At 37.0% G+C, this 17,473-nt stretch carries 17 protein-coding genes and 1 CRISPR repeat array; of the genes, 14 read left to right on the forward strand and 3 right to left on the reverse strand.

Annotated features, from left to right (window positions below; translation table 11 throughout):
• Window positions 1–44 precede the first annotated feature (44 nt).
• On the reverse strand, window positions 45–881 hold the full coding sequence (locus J6L97_RS04855; protein WP_057726618.1) for a pyruvate, water dikinase regulatory protein: 837 nt from the start codon (window positions 879–881) through the stop codon (window positions 45–47).
• Window positions 882–1,107: 226 nt separating this feature from the next.
• Between J6L97_RS04855 and J6L97_RS04860 the strand changes: the two genes are divergently transcribed.
• The 11 genes from J6L97_RS04860 to rpoD all read left to right on the forward strand — a co-directional run bounded on the left by J6L97_RS04860 (window position 1,108) and on the right by rpoD (window position 13,185).
• Complete coding sequence (locus J6L97_RS04860; protein ID WP_123811765.1) at window positions 1,108–2,142, forward strand: IS30 family transposase; 1,035 nt, start codon at window positions 1,108–1,110, stop codon at window positions 2,140–2,142.
• 144 nt (window positions 2,143–2,286) lie between these two features.
• Entirely contained in the window at window positions 2,287–2,463 is a 177-nt protein-coding gene (gene rpsU / locus J6L97_RS04865) for a 30S ribosomal protein S21 (RefSeq protein WP_002880182.1), read from the forward strand.
• 160 nt (window positions 2,464–2,623) lie between these two features.
• Window positions 2,624–3,067: a GatB/YqeY domain-containing protein gene (locus tag J6L97_RS04870; protein WP_013086431.1), complete on the forward strand. Its 444-nt coding sequence runs from the start codon at window positions 2,624–2,626 to the stop codon at window positions 3,065–3,067.
• Between the two features lie 25 nt (window positions 3,068–3,092).
• On the forward strand, window positions 3,093–4,052 hold the full coding sequence (locus J6L97_RS04875; protein ID WP_005723097.1) for a PhoH family protein: 960 nt from the start codon (window positions 3,093–3,095) through the stop codon (window positions 4,050–4,052).
• Between the two features lie 2 nt (window positions 4,053–4,054).
• Window positions 4,055–4,579, forward strand: coding sequence for an rRNA maturation RNase YbeY (gene ybeY, locus J6L97_RS04880; protein ID WP_054832704.1), 525 nt, complete (start codon window positions 4,055–4,057; stop codon window positions 4,577–4,579).
• A complete protein-coding gene (era, locus tag J6L97_RS04885) occupies window positions 4,579–5,481 on the forward strand; it encodes a GTPase Era (protein WP_005719725.1) in 903 nt (300 codons plus the stop codon). Before ybeY ends, era begins: the two co-directional genes overlap by 1 nt.
• A gap of 183 nt (window positions 5,482–5,664) precedes the next feature.
• Window positions 5,665–6,060: a CRISPR direct-repeat array (repeat unit 28 nt; unit sequence GTATTCTCCACGTGTGTGGAGGTGATCC).
• 158 nt (window positions 6,061–6,218) lie between these two features.
• Window positions 6,219–6,974, forward strand: coding sequence for a DNA repair protein RecO (gene recO, locus J6L97_RS04890; protein ID WP_057726802.1), 756 nt, complete (start codon window positions 6,219–6,221; stop codon window positions 6,972–6,974).
• A gap of 259 nt (window positions 6,975–7,233) precedes the next feature.
• On the forward strand, window positions 7,234–8,151 hold the full coding sequence (gene glyQ / locus J6L97_RS04895) for a glycine--tRNA ligase subunit alpha (RefSeq protein WP_005719721.1): 918 nt from the start codon (window positions 7,234–7,236) through the stop codon (window positions 8,149–8,151).
• Window positions 8,144–10,207 (forward strand): glycine--tRNA ligase subunit beta, encoded by a 2,064-nt coding sequence (glyS, locus tag J6L97_RS04900; RefSeq protein ID WP_057726803.1) that lies wholly within the window; start codon window positions 8,144–8,146, stop codon window positions 10,205–10,207. The genes glyQ and glyS overlap by 8 nt, the downstream gene beginning before the upstream one ends.
• 29 nt (window positions 10,208–10,236) lie before the next feature.
• Window positions 10,237–12,057: a DNA primase gene (dnaG, locus tag J6L97_RS04905; RefSeq protein ID WP_005719718.1), complete on the forward strand. Its 1,821-nt coding sequence runs from the start codon at window positions 10,237–10,239 to the stop codon at window positions 12,055–12,057.
• A 15-nt stretch (window positions 12,058–12,072) separates the two neighbouring features.
• Window positions 12,073–13,185, forward strand: coding sequence for an RNA polymerase sigma factor RpoD (rpoD, locus tag J6L97_RS04910; protein WP_005719716.1), 1,113 nt, complete (start codon window positions 12,073–12,075; stop codon window positions 13,183–13,185).
• 46 nt (window positions 13,186–13,231) lie between these two features.
• Here the strand turns inward: rpoD and J6L97_RS04915 are convergent, their stop codons facing one another.
• Both J6L97_RS04915 and J6L97_RS04920 read right to left on the reverse strand, forming a co-directional pair.
• Window positions 13,232–13,906: a M23 family metallopeptidase gene (locus J6L97_RS04915; RefSeq protein ID WP_013086425.1), complete on the reverse strand. Its 675-nt coding sequence runs from the start codon at window positions 13,904–13,906 to the stop codon at window positions 13,232–13,234.
• Entirely contained in the window at window positions 13,906–14,346 is a 441-nt protein-coding gene (locus J6L97_RS04920; RefSeq protein WP_005719714.1) for an 8-oxo-dGTP diphosphatase, read from the reverse strand. Before J6L97_RS04920 ends, J6L97_RS04915 begins: the two co-directional genes overlap by 1 nt.
• 100 nt (window positions 14,347–14,446) lie before the next feature.
• Here J6L97_RS04920 and J6L97_RS04925 point away from each other — a divergent pair, with 100 nt between their 5' ends.
• Genes J6L97_RS04925 through pepT form a run of 3 tightly spaced genes read left to right on the forward strand, consistent with a single transcriptional unit; the run spans window position 14,447 to window position 17,184 of the window.
• Window positions 14,447–15,130, forward strand: a complete 684-nt coding sequence (locus J6L97_RS04925) for a tRNA (adenine(22)-N(1))-methyltransferase (RefSeq protein WP_057726804.1) — start codon at window positions 14,447–14,449, stop codon at window positions 15,128–15,130.
• Window positions 15,127–15,924, forward strand: coding sequence for a Nif3-like dinuclear metal center hexameric protein (locus J6L97_RS04930; RefSeq protein WP_057726805.1), 798 nt, complete (start codon window positions 15,127–15,129; stop codon window positions 15,922–15,924). The genes J6L97_RS04925 and J6L97_RS04930 overlap by 4 nt, the downstream gene beginning before the upstream one ends.
• 18 nt (window positions 15,925–15,942) lie before the next feature.
• Window positions 15,943–17,184: a peptidase T gene (gene pepT, locus J6L97_RS04935; RefSeq protein ID WP_054832705.1), complete on the forward strand. Its 1,242-nt coding sequence runs from the start codon at window positions 15,943–15,945 to the stop codon at window positions 17,182–17,184.
• Window positions 17,185–17,473: the final 289 nt, after the last annotated feature.

Here is a 17,473-nt window from a genome sequence, read left to right on the forward strand (position 1 = left end):
ATGGCTAGTACCGTTTTAATTATGCCTATTGAAAGTATCTATTATTACTTAGCGTAATCATCAATGCCCAAGTGCTCCAAAATAAGTGCGGCAGTTTCTTCAATGGAGCGGTGAGCAACATTAATTACATAGCAACCTAATTTTTTATAAAGTGCTTGTGTTGATTCAAGCTCCTTGTTGATTGAATCCATATTAGAATAAGTAGTATCAGGATTCAAACCATAAGCGATCATTCTTTGACGTCTGATTTCGTTCAATACAGATGGATCGTTAGTCAAGCCAATAATTTTCTTAGGATCAATTTCATAGATTTCTTTTGGAATGTGAGTTTCAGGAACAAGTGGTAAATTAGCTACCTTTAAGTTCTTATTGGCCAAGAACAAAGATAGTGGAGTCTTAGAAGTTCTTGATACCCCAAGTAAAACAACGTCAGCTTCCAAGAAACCTTTCGGATCTTTACCATCATCATACATTACAGCGAATTCCATTGCAGAAATTCTATCAAAGTACTTTTGATTTAAGCTATGCTGTGCACCAATTTTTTGATCTGGTGTCATATGAGTAGTTTGTTGAATTGCTTCAACTACAGGTGAAAAGATGTCAACACATTCAACATTATGCTCACGGGCAAATTTGATAACTGGCATTTGCATTTCATCTTTAACCAAACTATAGATAATTACCAAGTTTGGATATTTTTCAATTTCTGTTAAAACTTCGTCCAACTTCTTTTGGTTAGTGATAAAGGGGTAACGACGATAGTTGATATTGCAGTTAGGAAATTCTGCAGCTGCAGCTGTGGCGTTACTAAAAGCAGTGTCACCAGCCGCATCAGAAATAATAATAATGTTTAATTCATTTTGGTCTTTTGTTTCTACCATATTAAGCTCCTCGTGTATTATTAAATATCTTTCTGAAAATAATTATACTATTAATGAAAGCGGATTAACAATAAAAACTCAGCTCTTTTATTAAGGTAAAGTAGTCGGTTTATTTAACTTAAAAATTTACCCGGATTTAAAATTGAAGTGCAACACCAAGTGTTAAACAAAAAGGCCATGAAGACCTAAACTTGAAGTGACGAAAAATCAAGAAAGGAAGATCTTCATGACCAATTCAAATTCTAGCATTTCTAAGCACTATCATCAATTAACCAGCGTACAACGTGGACAAATTCAAGCAATGCTGGATTCCGGCATAACTTCCCGTACTGTTATCGCTCAAGAAGTCGGCTGCCATAAGTCGACAATCAGTCGCGAAATCAAACGCGGAAGCGTCCTGCAAAGAGACAGCAGCTATTTATTGTATGAGCACTATTACGCTGATACTGCACAGCTTTATTATGAGAAGCGTCGCAAAAACTGCTATCAGCGCAATCCATTGAAGCATTATGCTGTCTTTTTGAGAATGCTCTCCAGACGCTTCAAAGCTAAATTTGATGCCACCAGCATCGATGAATTCGTTGGTGAATTCAAAAGGACTATGCCAGGCTACCCTTGTCCCAGCACACCAACTGTCTATCGCTATATTGATCAGGGCTTGCTGGACATAAGCAATATTGATCTGCCTATGAAGCTCAAAAGACGCAGGAACAAGCGTCATCACGGCCAGAGCGGTCATGCTTTGCACAAGAAGAATCTTGGCAATTCCATTGAACAGCGTCCTAAAGAGATTGAAGACAGAAAAACGCCGCTGCACTGGGAAGGAGATCTGGTTAAAGGCGTCAGACGCAAGAATCAGCCTGCTTTAATGACTTTGACCGAAAGAACCACACGCTTTGAAGTAGTTATCAAGATTCCTGACTATCGGGCAAGCACATGCCAAAGGCTGCTTCAAAATGAGATTGACAGACATCCTGCCTGGTTTAAATCGATCACGTTTGACAATGGCTCTGAGTTTGCGGATATGACCAAGATCAAAGGCTGCCAGATCTACTTCGCCCACCCATATTCTCCATGGGAAAGAGGCACCAATGAGAACTGCAATGGACTTCTGCGTCAATTCTTCCCTAAAGGCAAAAGCATGAAAGATAAGTCAGCTGCTTATGTTCAACAGGCAACTGATGCCATTAACCGCAAACATCGTCGAATCCTTCAATATCACACAGCAGAAGAACTCTTCAAGCAATATATTTCCTCATAGCCTAACTGTTGCACTTAATTTGACAATTCAGGAACTTAAAAATTTATCAAAAAGTTTTTGAATTGTATTGACCCTAAAGATTAGTTTGGTATAATTTAAGTAAATGTATGGCGTAACGCCAAGAAATGGAAGGAGGGATCACACATGGCTAAGACAATCGTTCACGAAAACGAGTCTATTGATGATGCTCTTCGTCGTTTCAAGCGTTCCGTTTCAAGAAGTGGTACCTTACAAGAATACCGCAAGCGCGAATTCTACGAAAAACCTAGTGTTCGTAGAAAGTTGAAGTCTGAAGCTGCACGTAAGCGTAGACATTATTAATAAACTACTGAGAAAGCTACCTGTTTTTGGGTAGCTTTTCTTTTTGACTTCTTGAAGCATAATTTTGATTATGTTAAGTAAATATTTGTTAGTTTTATTTTAGTTAAGAACATAGTTTGTTATAATACTATTGGGTTTTTAATAGAAAGAAGGATATTAGATGAGTTTGTCAGATCAAATCATGGCTGATATGAAATCAGCTATGAAGAATCACGACAAGACAACTCTTAATACTGTCCGGATGATCAAATCGGCCTTAATGAATGAAAAAATTAAAGCAGGACACGATTTAACTCCAGATGAAGAATTAACTGTTCTTAATCGTGAAAAGAAGCAAAGAGAAGAATCGATTGACGAATTTATTAAGGCTAATCGTGATGATTTAGCTGAAGAAACCAAAAAAGAATTAGCAGTTGTAGAAAAGTACATGCCTAAGCAAATGAATCAGGATGAACTTAGAGCAGCTGTTAAGGAAACAATTGATGAAGTTGGTGCTAAAGGTAAGTCTGACTTTGGTAAGGTAATGAAAGCTTTAATGCCAAAGATTAAGGGACGTGCCGATGGCAAGGCTGCTTCGCAAGCAGTTCGTGATCAGCTAAATTAGTAGTAACAAGAAGGAGCGGGTCTATTTGGCTCAAACAACTTTTACACCTCAAAGACCAGAAAATATTCAAAAACTAGTTGGAGTTAATGATGGAAATTTAAAGCTTCTTTCTGAAGGTTATGATCTTTCTGTGTCAGATGTCGGTAATGAGATTGTCATTGCAGGAGACGATGAAGAGAAGATCAAGAAGGTAGTTGCTGTTCTAAAGGCACTCGATAGTGTTGTGAATACTGGTGTTAACATCGGTGCGCCCGACACAGTAAGTGCGATGAAGATGGCTGACAAGGGTACCACAGAGTACTTTGCAGACCTATATAAAAAGGTTTTGATTAGGGATGCTAAAGGTAGACCTATCAGAGTCAAGAATATGGGACAAAAGCGTTATGTCGAAGCTATTGATAAATCTGATGTTGTCTTTGGAATAGGACCAGCTGGAACGGGGAAAACATTCTTAGCCGTAGTTTGTGCAATTGCCGCCTTTAAGAAGGGAGAAGTTTCTCGAATCATTTTGACTAGGCCAGCTGTTGAAGCTGGTGAATCACTTGGATTTTTACCTGGTGACTTGAAAGAAAAAGTTGATCCATATTTGAGACCAATTTATGACTCCTTGTATGCTATTCTTGGGACTAATACGACTGACCGTTTGATGGAACGAGGCGTAATTGAAGTTGCTCCACTTGCTTATATGCGTGGACGAACTTTAGATGACGCTTTTGTAATTCTTGATGAAGCCCAGAACACTACAGATGCCCAGATGAAGATGTTTTTAACTAGACTTGGATTTAATTCTAAGATGGTCGTAAACGGTGATATGACACAGGTCGATTTACCTGGTCGACAGCATAGCGGGTTAATTGATGCTAGACATATCTTGAAGAATATCGACCAAATTAAATTTATCAACTTTTCTGCTAATGATGTTGTTCGTCACCCTGTAGTTGCGAAAATTATTACTGCTTATGAAAAAGAGGACATTAAACACTAAAAATGGATCCAATTGATATTACTTATAATGATGAAGTTGGCTTTTTAGATGATGAAAAGCGTAACTGGCAAGACTGGATTATGAAACTTTTGCTGCTAGCTAAGAAGGAAATTGGCAAAGGTAACAACTTAGAGATGAGTATTAACTTTGTTGACGAAGATCGTAGTCATGAAATTAATCTAAAGTATCGTGACAAAGACCGTCCTACTGATGTAATTTCCTTTGCAATTGAAGATGGTGAGGATTCAATTGATCTTGCAGCATTTGCAGATGATCCAGACTTTCAAGAGGATATCGGTGATCTATTTATGTGTCCTAGTGTGATTAAGCGTCACAGTAAAGAGTATGGTACAGGTTTTGATCGAGAATTTGGATATACAATAGTCCATGGCTTTTTACATTTAAACGGCTACGACCACATTAAGCCGGATGAGGCCAAAGAAATGTTTGGTATTCAAGGAAAAGTGTTAGAAGATTATGGTTTGCCATTGTATCCTGATCAATTAGATGAAGGCAGAGGTAAATAATGGAAGAAAAAGAGTTTAAGTCTGGCTTTGTTGCTTTAGTTGGTCGTCCCAATGTTGGAAAATCAACTTTAATGAACTATTTAGTTGGTCAAAAAGTTGCCATTACGTCTAATAAACCACAAACGACTCGTAATCGCATTTCGGGTATTTATACTTCAGATGAAATGCAAGTTGTTTTTGTAGATACGCCAGGTATTTTTAAGCCTCATTCAAAACTTGACGACTATATGGATAAGGCTAGTGTATCTAGTTTGAATGACGTTGATTTAGTTTTATTCATGGTTGAACCTGAGGAAATGGGTAAGGGCGATCAATACATTGCCAACTTGTTAAAAGAAGTAAAAGTTCCTGTTCTTTTAGTAATTAATAAAGTTGATGAAATTCATCCTAATAAGCTTTTGCCAATTATGGATTCATATCACAAACTTGAGGGCTTTAAAGAAATACTACCGATTTCTGCTACTCAAGGAATTGGGATTGAAGATCTGCTTAAAACAATTAAGGAATATTTGCCAGTAGGCCCACAATATTATGGTGCTGATCAGATCACAGATCGGCCTGAATATTTTGTGGTAGCCGAGTTAATTCGTGAACAAATTCTGCGACTGACTTCACAAGAAGTACCACATGCTACTGCTGTCGCAGTTGATCATATGAATACTCATCAAAATGGCAAGCTCTTGATTGAAGCGACTATCTATGTTGAGAAAGACGGTCAAAAAGGCATTATTATTGGTAAGGGCGGTAAGATGCTCAAGCAGATTGGGATTAATTCACGTCAAGAGATTGAAAGATTGCTTGGTGAAAAGGTCAACTTGCGTCTTTGGGTTAAGGTCCAACATAACTGGCGTTCTGACCCTAACTTTTTAAAGCGAATAGGCTATGACAAAAAAGAACTTTAGTTGAATTACTGTTGTATAAGCGTTGTCGAAAGATGACGTCTTTTTTGTATGTTTAGGGAGACAAGAAAATTCTATTCGTTGGATGACTAATGAGACAGAAATAGATACAATAGTAATTGACAAAGTGATGAAATTTGGGGATCTATTGTTTTGTGATTGTTGTTATATTGGGATTTGTTTACCGTATTCTCCACGTGTGTGGAGGTGATCCTAGTTGCCCTGATACCGAACGGGATCCGTACCGGTATTCTCCACGTGTGTGGAGGTGATCCTCAAAATCAACTAAAACGACCGTAGAATCGCTCGTATTCTCCACGTGTGTGGAGGTGATCCTATTAGTGTCTCTGCCGGCATTTTCACGATGATGTATTCTCCACGTGTGTGGAGGTGATCCACTATCTTTAGGAACATAACCTCGCTTGATCATGGTATTCTCCACGTGTGTGGAGGTGATCCTAGTTGCCCTGATACCGAACGGGATCCGTACCGGTATTCTCCACGTGTGTGGAGGTGATCCCCCCCTAATATCATCTTTTTTAATTGAAAACCAAGTATTCTCCACGTGTGTGGAGGTGATCCTATGCAGAGTGGCGTGCATGTCATGATTACAGGGTATTCTCCACGTATGTGGAGGCTGAAACAGCAGTCTTTTTGTACTATAGACTATTTATGATATTATGATATCTTCATCAGAATATCTATAAAAAATTAATTTTAAATACTAAAGGAGTCATAATATGGCACGTGAACTAAAACAAGTTCAGGGTATTATCTTTAAAAGGCAGAAATATAAAGAAGCAGATTTATTAGCCAAAATTATGACTAAACAAGATGGAATTATGACTCTGATTGTTAAAGGAGCCCTGAGGCCTAAATCACGATTAAGTGCAGCAACATTAAATTTTTCTATTGGTACTTACGTAATTTATACGAGCGGAAAGGGCTTAAGTAATTTACGCACATATAAAGAGGCAAGGCAGTTTGATGGCTTATATAATGATTTAACCAAGAACGCTTATATTTCTTTTATTTTTGATTTAATTGATCACGCCTTTGTAGAATATCAGCCAATTGGTAAATATTATGATTTAGCTTTATTCGCTTTGAAAAAAATAGATAATGGCGTTGATGCAGAAATGATTACACAAATTGTGCAGATGAAAATATTAGCAGCATATGGTGTTGAGCCACAGCTAAAGCATTGTGTTATTTGTGGTAAGGAAAAAGGCGTTTTTGATTATTCGATTAAAATGGGTGGAGTTATTTGTAGCGATCATTTTAGTACAGTCACTAGCCGAATGCATTTAAAGCCAAAAGAAACTGCTGTAATTAGAACAATTGGCTTATTACCGATTGAGCGATTAGGCGATATTAAAATTAATGAAGAAACGAAGAGGGCTACTAGAAAAGCGATTGATCGTATTTACCATGAAACGATAGGCCTAAATTTAAAGACTAAGAAATTTTTAGATGAATTAAAACTTTTTAGTTAGTAAAAATCTGGTTTTACCATGACCCATGTGTTAAAATAAAAACGTATTTGACGATGATGAGGATTTAAGAAAAGTACTAGTTCAGCGAATGTCGGTCGGTGTGAGGACATCTAGGAAAAGGCACCTCTAGTCATACTGTTCAATTAAGAGCAGGAAGGATACTTCCTGAATTAGGGTGGAACCGCGATAATATTTCGTCCCTATGCAAAATTTTGCATAGGCTTTTTTTATGGCCTAGCGCAGGAGGAGATTAAAGGAAATGGCAGATAAGAAATTAAATATTCAGAATATGATCTTTAAGCTGGAACAATTCTGGTCCTCCAAAGGTTGTATGATTATGCCTTCATACGATGTTGAAAAGGGTGCGGGTACAATGAGTCCTTACACTTTTCTTCGTGCAGTTGGTCCAGAACCATGGGCAGCTTGTTATGTAGAGCCTTCTAGAAGACCTGCAGATGGTCGTTATGGTGAAAACCCTAATCGGTTATTCCAACACCACCAATTCCAAGTTGTTATTAAGCCAGCTCCTAAGGATATTCAACAATATTACCTAGACAGTTTGAAAGTTTTAGGTATCGATCCTTTGGAACACGATATTCGTTTCGTTGAAGATAACTGGGCTAACCCATCTATGGGTTGTGCTGGTGTTGGTTGGGAAGTATGGCTTGACGGTATGGAAGTTAGCCAATTCACATACTTCCAAGTTGTTGGTGAATTAGATGTTAAGCCAACTATGAGTGAAATCACTTACGGTGTTGAACGCCTTGCGTCATATATTCAAGATGTTAACTCAGTATTTGATCTTGAATGGGGTAATGGCATTCTTTATCGTGATATCTTCAAGCAACCAGAATATGAACATTCTAAATATGCATTTGAAGAATCAAATCAAGAACAATTGCTTCAGTTCTTTGATATTTATGAAGCAACTGCTAAGCGTTTATTAGATAAGAATTTGGTTCACCCAGCATACGATTATATTTTGAAGTGTTCACATACTTTTAACTTGCTTGATGCTCGTGGTGCTGTTTCAGTTACTGAACGTGCTGGTTATTTATCAAGAATTAGAAATCTTGCGCATGAAGTTGCTGTCAAATTTGTCGAAGAACGTGAAAAACGTGGCTTCCCATTGCTTAAAAGTGCAGAAGACAAAAAGGCGGGGGTAGAAAATGGCTAAAGATTATTTATTTGAAATTGGTACTGAAGAAATGCCAGCTCACGTTGTACCACGCAGCGTTAAGCAATTAGCTGACAGAACAAGAAAATTTTTAAAAGAAAATGGCTTGAAATTTAAAGATATTAAGACTTTTTCAACTCCACGTCGTTTGACTATTTTGGTTGAAGATTTGGCTGAAAAGCAAGACGATATTGATGAAGTTAAAAAAGGTCCAGCTAAGAAGATTGCTCAAGATCAAGATGGTAATTGGACTAAGGCCGCTCAAGGATTTGCTCGTGGCCAAGGAATGACTACAGACGATATCTATTTTGAAGAACTCAAGGGTACTGAATACGCTTATGTTCACGTTCAAAAGGAAGGTAAGAAAGCTAGTGATATCTTACTTGGTATGAGCGATATCATTAAGGCGATGACTTTCCCTACTAAGATGCGGTGGGATTCAAATGATTTTGAGTTTGTTCGTCCAATTCACTGGCTTGTTTCATTATTTGGCAGTGATGTAATTCCTGTTAAGATTTTGGATATTACTGCAGGTCGTAAAACTCAAGGCCATCGTTTCTTAGGCGATTCAGTTGTTTTGGCTAATGCTGATGACTATGAAGATGCATTAAAAGATCAATTTGTAATTGCTGATGCAGATGAACGTAAAGATATGATCGTTCGTCAAATGAATGAATTAGTTAAGAAGAACAACTGGCAAGTTAAACCAGATCGTGATTTACTCGAAGAAGTTACTTATTTAGTAGAATATCCGACTGTATTTGCTGGTTCATTTGATGAAAAGTATTTGAAGATTCCTGATGAAGTGCTGATTACTTCAATGAAAGACAATCAAAGATACTTTGAAGTCTATGATGAAAATGGTAAGTTAATTAATCACTTTATTGCTGTTCGTAACGGAAATAAAGATTACCTTGATAATGTTATTTCAGGTAATGAAAAAGTTTTAGTTGCTCGTTTGGACGATGCTCAATTCTTCTATGATGAAGACCGCAAGTATCCACTTAGTCATTTTGTTGATCGTCTTAAGAATGTTTCATTCCACGATAAGATTGGTTCAATGGCTGAAAAGATGCAACGTGTTCGCATGATTGGTGATTACTTAGCTAAGCGTTGGGATTTACCAGAGAATGTAGTCAAGGATTTCGACCGTGCTAGTGAACTTTACAAGTTTGACTTAGTTACCCAAATGGTTGGTGAGTTTGCAGAACTTCAAGGTGTAATGGGCATGCATTATGCTCGTCTTGCAGGTGAGGACGAAGAAGTTTCAGTTGCAATCAAGGAACACTACATGCCTGCCACTGCTGAAGGTCCACTTCCTGAAACTACGGTTGGTTCATTATTATCAATTGCTGATAAAATTGATACAATTGTAACCTTCTTTGGTGCAGGAATGATTCCTACATCATCTAATGACCCATACGCACTTCGTCGTTATGCATATGGTATTGTAAGAATCTTACTTAATGAGAAGTGGTCATTACCATTTAACGAAGTTTTACCAGAAATCATTAGTATGCTTAATGGTGTAACTCCAGCTAAGCTACCTAAGAGTGATGCTGACCAGGAAATTGCAGACTTCATTCGTGATCGTGTCAAGCAATACTTACAAAAGAATGACTTCAAGTATGATATTATTGATGCTGTTCTTGCTTCAAGTCAACAAGATCCAAGTCAAATTTTAGCAGCAGCTAATGTATTGCAACTTCACCATGATGATGAAGAATTCAAGCCAGTAGTTGAGAGTTTGACTAGAATTGATAACATCTTAAAGAAGGCTAAATTTAAGAGTAATACTGCTGTTGATGAAAGTCTCTTTGATGATAACAGTGAAAAAGAACTTTACGCTGGCGTTCAAAACTTGCAAGATATTGAAAGTTTGGCTGATCTCTACCAAGGTTTTGTTCAACTGCAACCAGTGATTGATCAATACTTTGAAACTAATATGATCATGGCTAAGGACGAAAAGGTCAAGAATAACCGCTTAGCACAATTATATGCAGTTAATGAATTAGCAGATCGTTTAGGTGACTTAAGCAAGTTAGTTATTAAGTAGTTAATTTAGATAGAAAAAGGGTGATTCATATGGCTGGACGGATTCCTGAAGATTTTATTTCAGAGGTTCGCAGTAACGTCAATATTGTTGATGTTATCAGTCAGTACGTTTCGCTTGAGAAAAAAGGCAAAGACTATATTGGTCTTTGCCCTTTTCATCAAGAAAAAACTCCGTCGTTTACTGTAAATGCTGATAAGCAGTTTTTTAAGTGCTTTGGTTGTGGTAAGGGTGGAAATGTTTTTAAATTCTTGATGTATAAGGATGATTTAACTTTTCCCGAAAGCGTCGAGCGAGTAGCTGAGTTTGCCCATATTGCTATGCCTAATGGATATGGTCATAATAGTGGAACCAAATTAAATCCACTTATGCAAATGCATCAGGATGCCGTTGATTTTTATCATCGTGTGCTTTTGACTACTAAAGCCGGTGAACGGGGGATGCAGTATGCTCAAAAGCGAGAACTAGATCAAGAAATATTAGACCATTTTAAGATAGGCTATGCACCTAAGGCTGATAATGTTTTGATTACTTATTTACGTAGTAAAGGTTATCAAGATGATGATCTAGCACAAAGTGGTTTATTTGTTCAAGCTAGGGATGGGCAGTTATACGACCGTTTTCGTGACCGTTTGATGTTTCCATTGGATAATGAAAATGGGAGAACGATAGGCTTTTCTGGTAGACGAATTTCTGATGATAAGACCGAAGCTAAGTATATGAATAGTCCTGAAACGGGGATTTTTACCAAGTCAAAGGTATTATTCCACTTTGCAGAAGCAAAGAAAGCAGCTCGTGGTGAAGGTCACTTAGTTCTATATGAAGGTTATATGGATGTAATTGCAGCATATAAAGCAGGGGTGAAATCGGGAATTGCCTCAATGGGAACTAGTTTAACAGATGACCAAATATATTTGTTGAGACGTATTACTCCTAATATCATTATTAATTATGATGGAGATGATCCAGGAGTCCATGCCGAAGAACGTGCTGCACGTATGTTTAATAAAGATGGCAATTTTAATTTAGGAATTGTAGTTTTACCAGAAAAACTAGATCCTGATGAATACGTCAAAAAATATGGCGCTGAGAAGTATCTGGAAGAAGTCAAAGGTGCCTTAACGCCGACTGACTTTTTCTTAAAACGGTTGGAACAAAAATATAACTTAGATAATGACCGTGAAAAGATTGCTTATTTAGGTGAGGCCGTAAAAGAAATTGCACAAGTGCGCAATCCAGTTGAGCAAGATATGTATACTGAAAAATTGGCGAAGTCTAGTGGGGTTTCTATTGCTTCGTTAAAGGCAAATCTTGCTAAAGAAAGACGGCGAAATAATCGGGCACGTAATCATGTACGTAATTCTCAAAGAAATTCACCTGATTATCCGATAGACGTACCTTTACCTGGTGATGAAGACGTGCCTACAGAGCAGTCAGTAGTTGAAAAAAATCCTAGTCAGACCAGACTCTTGTATTTATTTATTCATTCAACTGATGCTCAAAAATATATGTTAGAAGGGCAATTTCATTTTCCTAATCAGGATTTTGAAACTCTGGCACAGGATTGGTTAAAATATGCGGAAACTCATGAAAATCCACAAATTGATGGGTTCTTAGATTTTATTCCTGAGCAACTTCAAGGTATAATAGTAGATGCTGAAATGGCACAGATGCCAAAAGATTCTACAATTCAAGAAGTTGATGCTTTGGTTCTAGCATTAAAAAGACGCAACATCTATTCCAGGCTGAATGAGCTTCAAGCTCAATTACAGGATGCTAAGCGCAAAAATGATGCACAAGGAATTATTGCAATCACTCAGGAGATTATTGGATTAAAACGGATCTTAGGTTAATAAGGAGGCTTTTTAGTGGCAGAAAAAGAAACTACACAAAAACTATCTTTGGATAAGATGGTTAAGCAAGTCGTAAAAGACGTAAAGAAAGATAAGTCGATCACTGAAGAAGATTTCACTGCTCGTTTGATTAAGCCTTATAACTTACAAGGCAAGGCTGTAGATCAACTAGTACAAGAGTTTGAAGATAATGGTATTAGCATTGTTGATGAAAACGGTGATCCTTCAAAGTTAGCCTTAAAGAAACAAAAGGATGTTGAAAAGGCTGAATTAAAGGATATGTCTGCTCCATCAAGCGTACGCATGAACGATCCAGTGCGGATGTATTTGAAGGAAATTGGTCGTGTACCACTTCTTACTGCTGATCAAGAAATTGCTCTTGCCAAAAGAATTGAATCCGGGGATGAAGAGGCAAAGCAAGAATTAGCCGAAGCCAACCTTCGTTTGGTAGTTTCTATTGCTAAGCGTTATGTAGGACGTGGTATGTCATTCCTTGATTTGATTCAAGAAGGTAATATGGGACTAATGAAAGCCGTTGATAAGTTTGATTATCGTCTAGGCTTTAAGTTCTCAACCTACGCAACTTGGTGGATTAGACAGGCAATTACTCGTGCGATCGCTGACCAAGCACGTACAATTAGAATTCCTGTTCACATGGTCGAAACAATTAATAAATTGATCAGGATACAACGTCAATTGTTACAGGACTTAGGCCGTGAACCTACACCAGAAGAAATTGGTGCAGAAATGAATATGCCAACCAATAAAGTACGTGATATTCTAAAAATTGCCCAAGAACCTGTTTCATTAGAAACACCTATTGGCGAAGAGGATGATTCACACTTAGGCGACTTTATTGAGGATAAGGATGCAACTAGTCCGGAACAACATGCTTCTTACGAAATGTTGAAGGAACAACTTGAACAAGTACTTGAGACTTTAACTGATCGTGAGGAAAATGTTTTGCGTTTGCGTTTTGGTCTTGATGATGGTCGTACCCGTACTTTGGAAGAAGTAGGTAAGGTATTTGGTGTTACCAGAGAACGTATTCGTCAGATTGAAGCTAAGGCATTACGTAAGTTGCGTCATCCAAGTCGCTCAAATCAATTACGTGATTTCATGGATTAATTATAATTATCTATATTAAAAGAGCTAAGTTTTACTTAGCTCTTTTTTATTGGACTGGATCTTTACCTGCTGCCCTTAGATTATCTTCAATGATTTTCATTGGATTTAACCAAGTGCCATTATCTTTCCAATAGTATTTGCATGGCGTATTGTCATGCTTTTTATCAATGTAATCTTTATCTGTCTTAGTAACTCCTAAATGAATGTGAGAGCCGGTCAGTTTACCAATTTTTTGTCCCAACTTGACTTTTTGACCTTTTTTAACATAAATATCAGTAATACTGAGGAAGCCTTCCTGGTAAACTTCAACATAGCCATCATCGGAAATAATCCAAATATAAAGTCCTAAACCTGGGGCGTATTTAACACGATGGACAGTTCCTGCATGCACAGCATATACGGAAGAATGTCCAACTTCACTAAATCCGAAGTCATAGCCATCATGAAAATAACTCTTGCTAGGATAGACTCGACGAATGACGTCAGTTTCACCAAACTTTTGTCCAGATTTAAATTTGATTTTCTTTTCATAGAGCTTCTTAAAAGGGTAACCCCAAGTAACATGAACGACTTTTTTCTTTTTAGCAGTCTTCTTTTTCTTAACCGTGTGAGTTTGTGGTCGTAAACTATTCAGATTGTTTTGCCATAAGGGAATAGAGGCAAAAGCTAAAATAGCAATTAAAGCAGCTAAAAGTGCAAACTTACTTTCAGTTTTTTTCATTAAAATAGCTCATCTCGCTTTCCGTCAAGCATATGTTCACTAATTGTTTGTTCAAAAAATACTGGTAAATCATGATCAAAATTGTAAGCTAACTTTTGCTTTTTCAATTCTTTAGCACTCATCCAGGTTAGTTTACCTTCGTCTGATTCTTTAACGGTACCCGAAAATTGTTCAGCTATGTAGAAAAATACTAAATAACGTTCATCATTGTGATCATAAAATTGTTTAACACCAACTAATTGAGGATGACTAATCGTTAATCCAGTTTCTTCTTTGACCTCCCTGACGACAGAATCATGAAAAGATTCATGCGCTTCAACATGACCACCAGGAAAAGTAAGTCCTGGCCAGACCGGATCGTTGCGATCAAGAACTAAAACCTGATCTTTGTTTTTAACCATGCACATATTAGTTAATGTGACATTTTCTGTTCTACTCATGTAAAAAACCCGCTTTCTGTGACGATTATATCAAATAGTAGCAAAATAAGACTATGAAATATGCTAAAATTTGTTTAACCATATCTTTTATGGAGGAAACATGAATTTAAGATTAAATACGTTGGCAAAGATGGTAGATCCTGGCAGTCGAGTGGCTGATATTGGAACTGATCATGCATACTTGCCAATTGAATTAGTAAAAAATGGCAAAATTGATTATGCAATTGCTAGTGACGTTGCAGAGGGCCCTCTTGAAAATGCTAAAAATGATATTGCAGCAGCTGGGTTAACCGAGCAAATTGAAACTCGCTTAGGTAGTGGGTTAGAAACCGTTACTCATGCTGATCAGATTGATACAGTTGTGATTGCCGGAATGGGCGGCAAGTTAATGACTGATATTCTTGATAGAGCTTGGAGCAAAGATGCACAATTTAAAACTCTGGTACTAGAACCTAATATAGGCGAAGCAGGGGTACGTAATTGGCTGATGATGCATAATTATAAGATTATCTCAGAAAAATTAATTGCAGAGGCTGGGCATACTTATGAATTAATTAAGGCTAGCTTAACTGAAGAAAAGCATGAGATGACTGAAAAGGAAATCTTTTTTGGCCCCTTTATTGTACAAGAAAAGAATCCAGTTTTTTATCAGAAATGGGAAGGCCAACTCGCTTATTATCAAAGATTGCTGGTTAATTTGAATAAAGCAAGAAAAAAAGACGAAGATCGAATCAATGAAGTAGATCATGATATTAAATTAATCAAGGAGGAATTGGAGAAATGACCAAAGTAAAAGACATTGTTGCGCGCTTGCGACAAGATTTTCCGGAAAACATTGCTTCACAAGGTGATCCTGTTGGTATGCAAATTGGATCAATGGAGGCTGATGTTACCAAAGTAATGACTACTTTAGATGTACGTCCCCAGGTAGTTGAAGAAGCTGTTGAAAAAGGGGTTGATTTCATCGTTAGTCACCATCCTGTAATGTTTAGACCAGCACAAAATTTGGATTTTGCGAATGCACAAAACGCAATGTATGGCAATATTATCAAGAATGGAATTACTGTTTATTCAATTCATACTAATTCAGATAAAGCCCAAGATGGATCTGCTGATTGGCAAGCAGAGGAATTAGGTCTGCAAGATGTTGAACCATTTTGTCTGGATGATGATGGAATTGCTATGGGTAGAAAAGGAAAGTTACCTAGAACAATGACTGCTTATGATTTTGCCTATTATGTTAAAGAAAAAATGCAAATTAAAATGGCACGTCTGATTGCTGCAAACAATGAAAAGCCAATTACCAGTGTAGGATTTATTTGTGGCGATGGTGGTAAATATTGGACTAGAGCCTTAGATGACCATTTAGATGCTTTTATTACTGGGGATGTTTATTATCATGTAGGCCATGATATGATTTCATCTGGTTTAACTGTTGTTGATCCTGGTCATTATACTGAAAAACTATTTAAGTACAAGGTCTATGATCGACTTAAAAAGTGGAATGAAGAAAATAACTGGAATGTTGGAATTGAGCTTTCCGAGGTTTCTACCAATCCATTTCAAGACTTATTTTAATTAGAAAGAGAGTTATATATGAAATATCCTAATTTGTTACCTAGATTTTTAAAGTACGTTAAAGTTAATTCGCGTTCTGACGAACATTCAGATCGCTTTCCATCAACTGAAAGAGAAGAAAACTTCCAAAAGAATGTTATTATGAAAGATTTGGAAGAATTAGGTTTAAGTGACATTCACTACAATCAAAATGCTGGTAGTGTAATCGCTGAAATTCCGTCAAATGTTGATTATGATGTTCCAGTAATGGGCTTTTTAGCTCATAGTGATACGGCAGACTTTAATTCAGAAAATGTTAAACCACAGATTCATGAAAATTATGATGGCGAAAGCAAAATTCAATTAGGAGATTCAGAGTTTTATCTTGATCCTAAAGTTTTTCCACATTTGAAGAATTATAAAGGACAAACAATTATTACGGCCTCAGGTGATACCTTACTTGGTGGGGATGACAAGTGTGGTGTGTCAGAATTAATGACTTTTGCGGAATATTTAATGAATCATCAAGAAATTAAGCATGGTAAGATTCGATTGGCCTTTACTCCCGATGAAGAAATTGGTACTGGTGCTGAACACTTTGATGTTGAAGACTTTGGTGCTGACTTTGCTTTTACTGTTGATGGTGAAGCTCCTGGTAAGTTAGATTGGGGTACGTTCTCTGCGGCACAATTTAGTCTTGATATTCAGGGAGTTAATGTTCATCCAGCTGTTGCTAAGGGGCAAATGATTAATGCAATTCAAGTTGGAATTGACTTTCATAATCAACTGCCAGAACACGATCGCCCAGAACATACCGATGGACGCGAAGGTTTCTTCCATCTAATGAATTTTGCTGGTACTGTTGATAATGCTCACTTAGATTATATTATTCGTGATTTTGAACGTGATGGGCTTGAAGAGCGGAAGAATTTGGTTAAGTCAATCGTTAAGAAAATGAATGATGAATTCGGTACTGAACGAATTATACTTAAAATGTGGGACCAATATTACAACATGGCCGATGAATTAAAGAAACATATGGACATCGTTGACTTAGCGCGCGATGCTTATAAAGCAGAAGGTCTTGAAGTCAATGAAGACCCGGTTCGTGGTGGTACAGATGGCTCACAATTGACTTATATGGGCTTACCATGTCCTAATATTTTTGCCGGAGAAGAAAACATGCATGGTCGTTATGAATACACAGTTCTTGAGTCTATGTGGAAAGCGGTCGATGTCATGATTAAAATGGCGGAATTAAACGCTGAAAGAGCTAAGTAGTGAAACATTTTTGACTATAAACAGCGATAATTCTATTTATGATCTAATACGAAGAGGTTGATAGATTAGTAAATAGGATAAAGTAGTTAATAAAGTAAAATTATGCACTGATAATATTAAAACGAAAAAGATAGTTTGTAATTACCGTCATTATAGGAATTATAGACTATCTTTTTGTTGTACTTTTAACTTTTATGAACTTGTGAAACAAAGTGATTAAACTTAGCCCTTGCAAAAAGTGACTAAAGTGAGTATTATAGTTAGTGTAATAGATTAATAATACAGTATA

This window comes from Lactobacillus crispatus, assembly GCF_018987235.1.
Classification (GTDB): Bacteria; Bacillota; Bacilli; order Lactobacillales; family Lactobacillaceae; genus Lactobacillus; species Lactobacillus crispatus.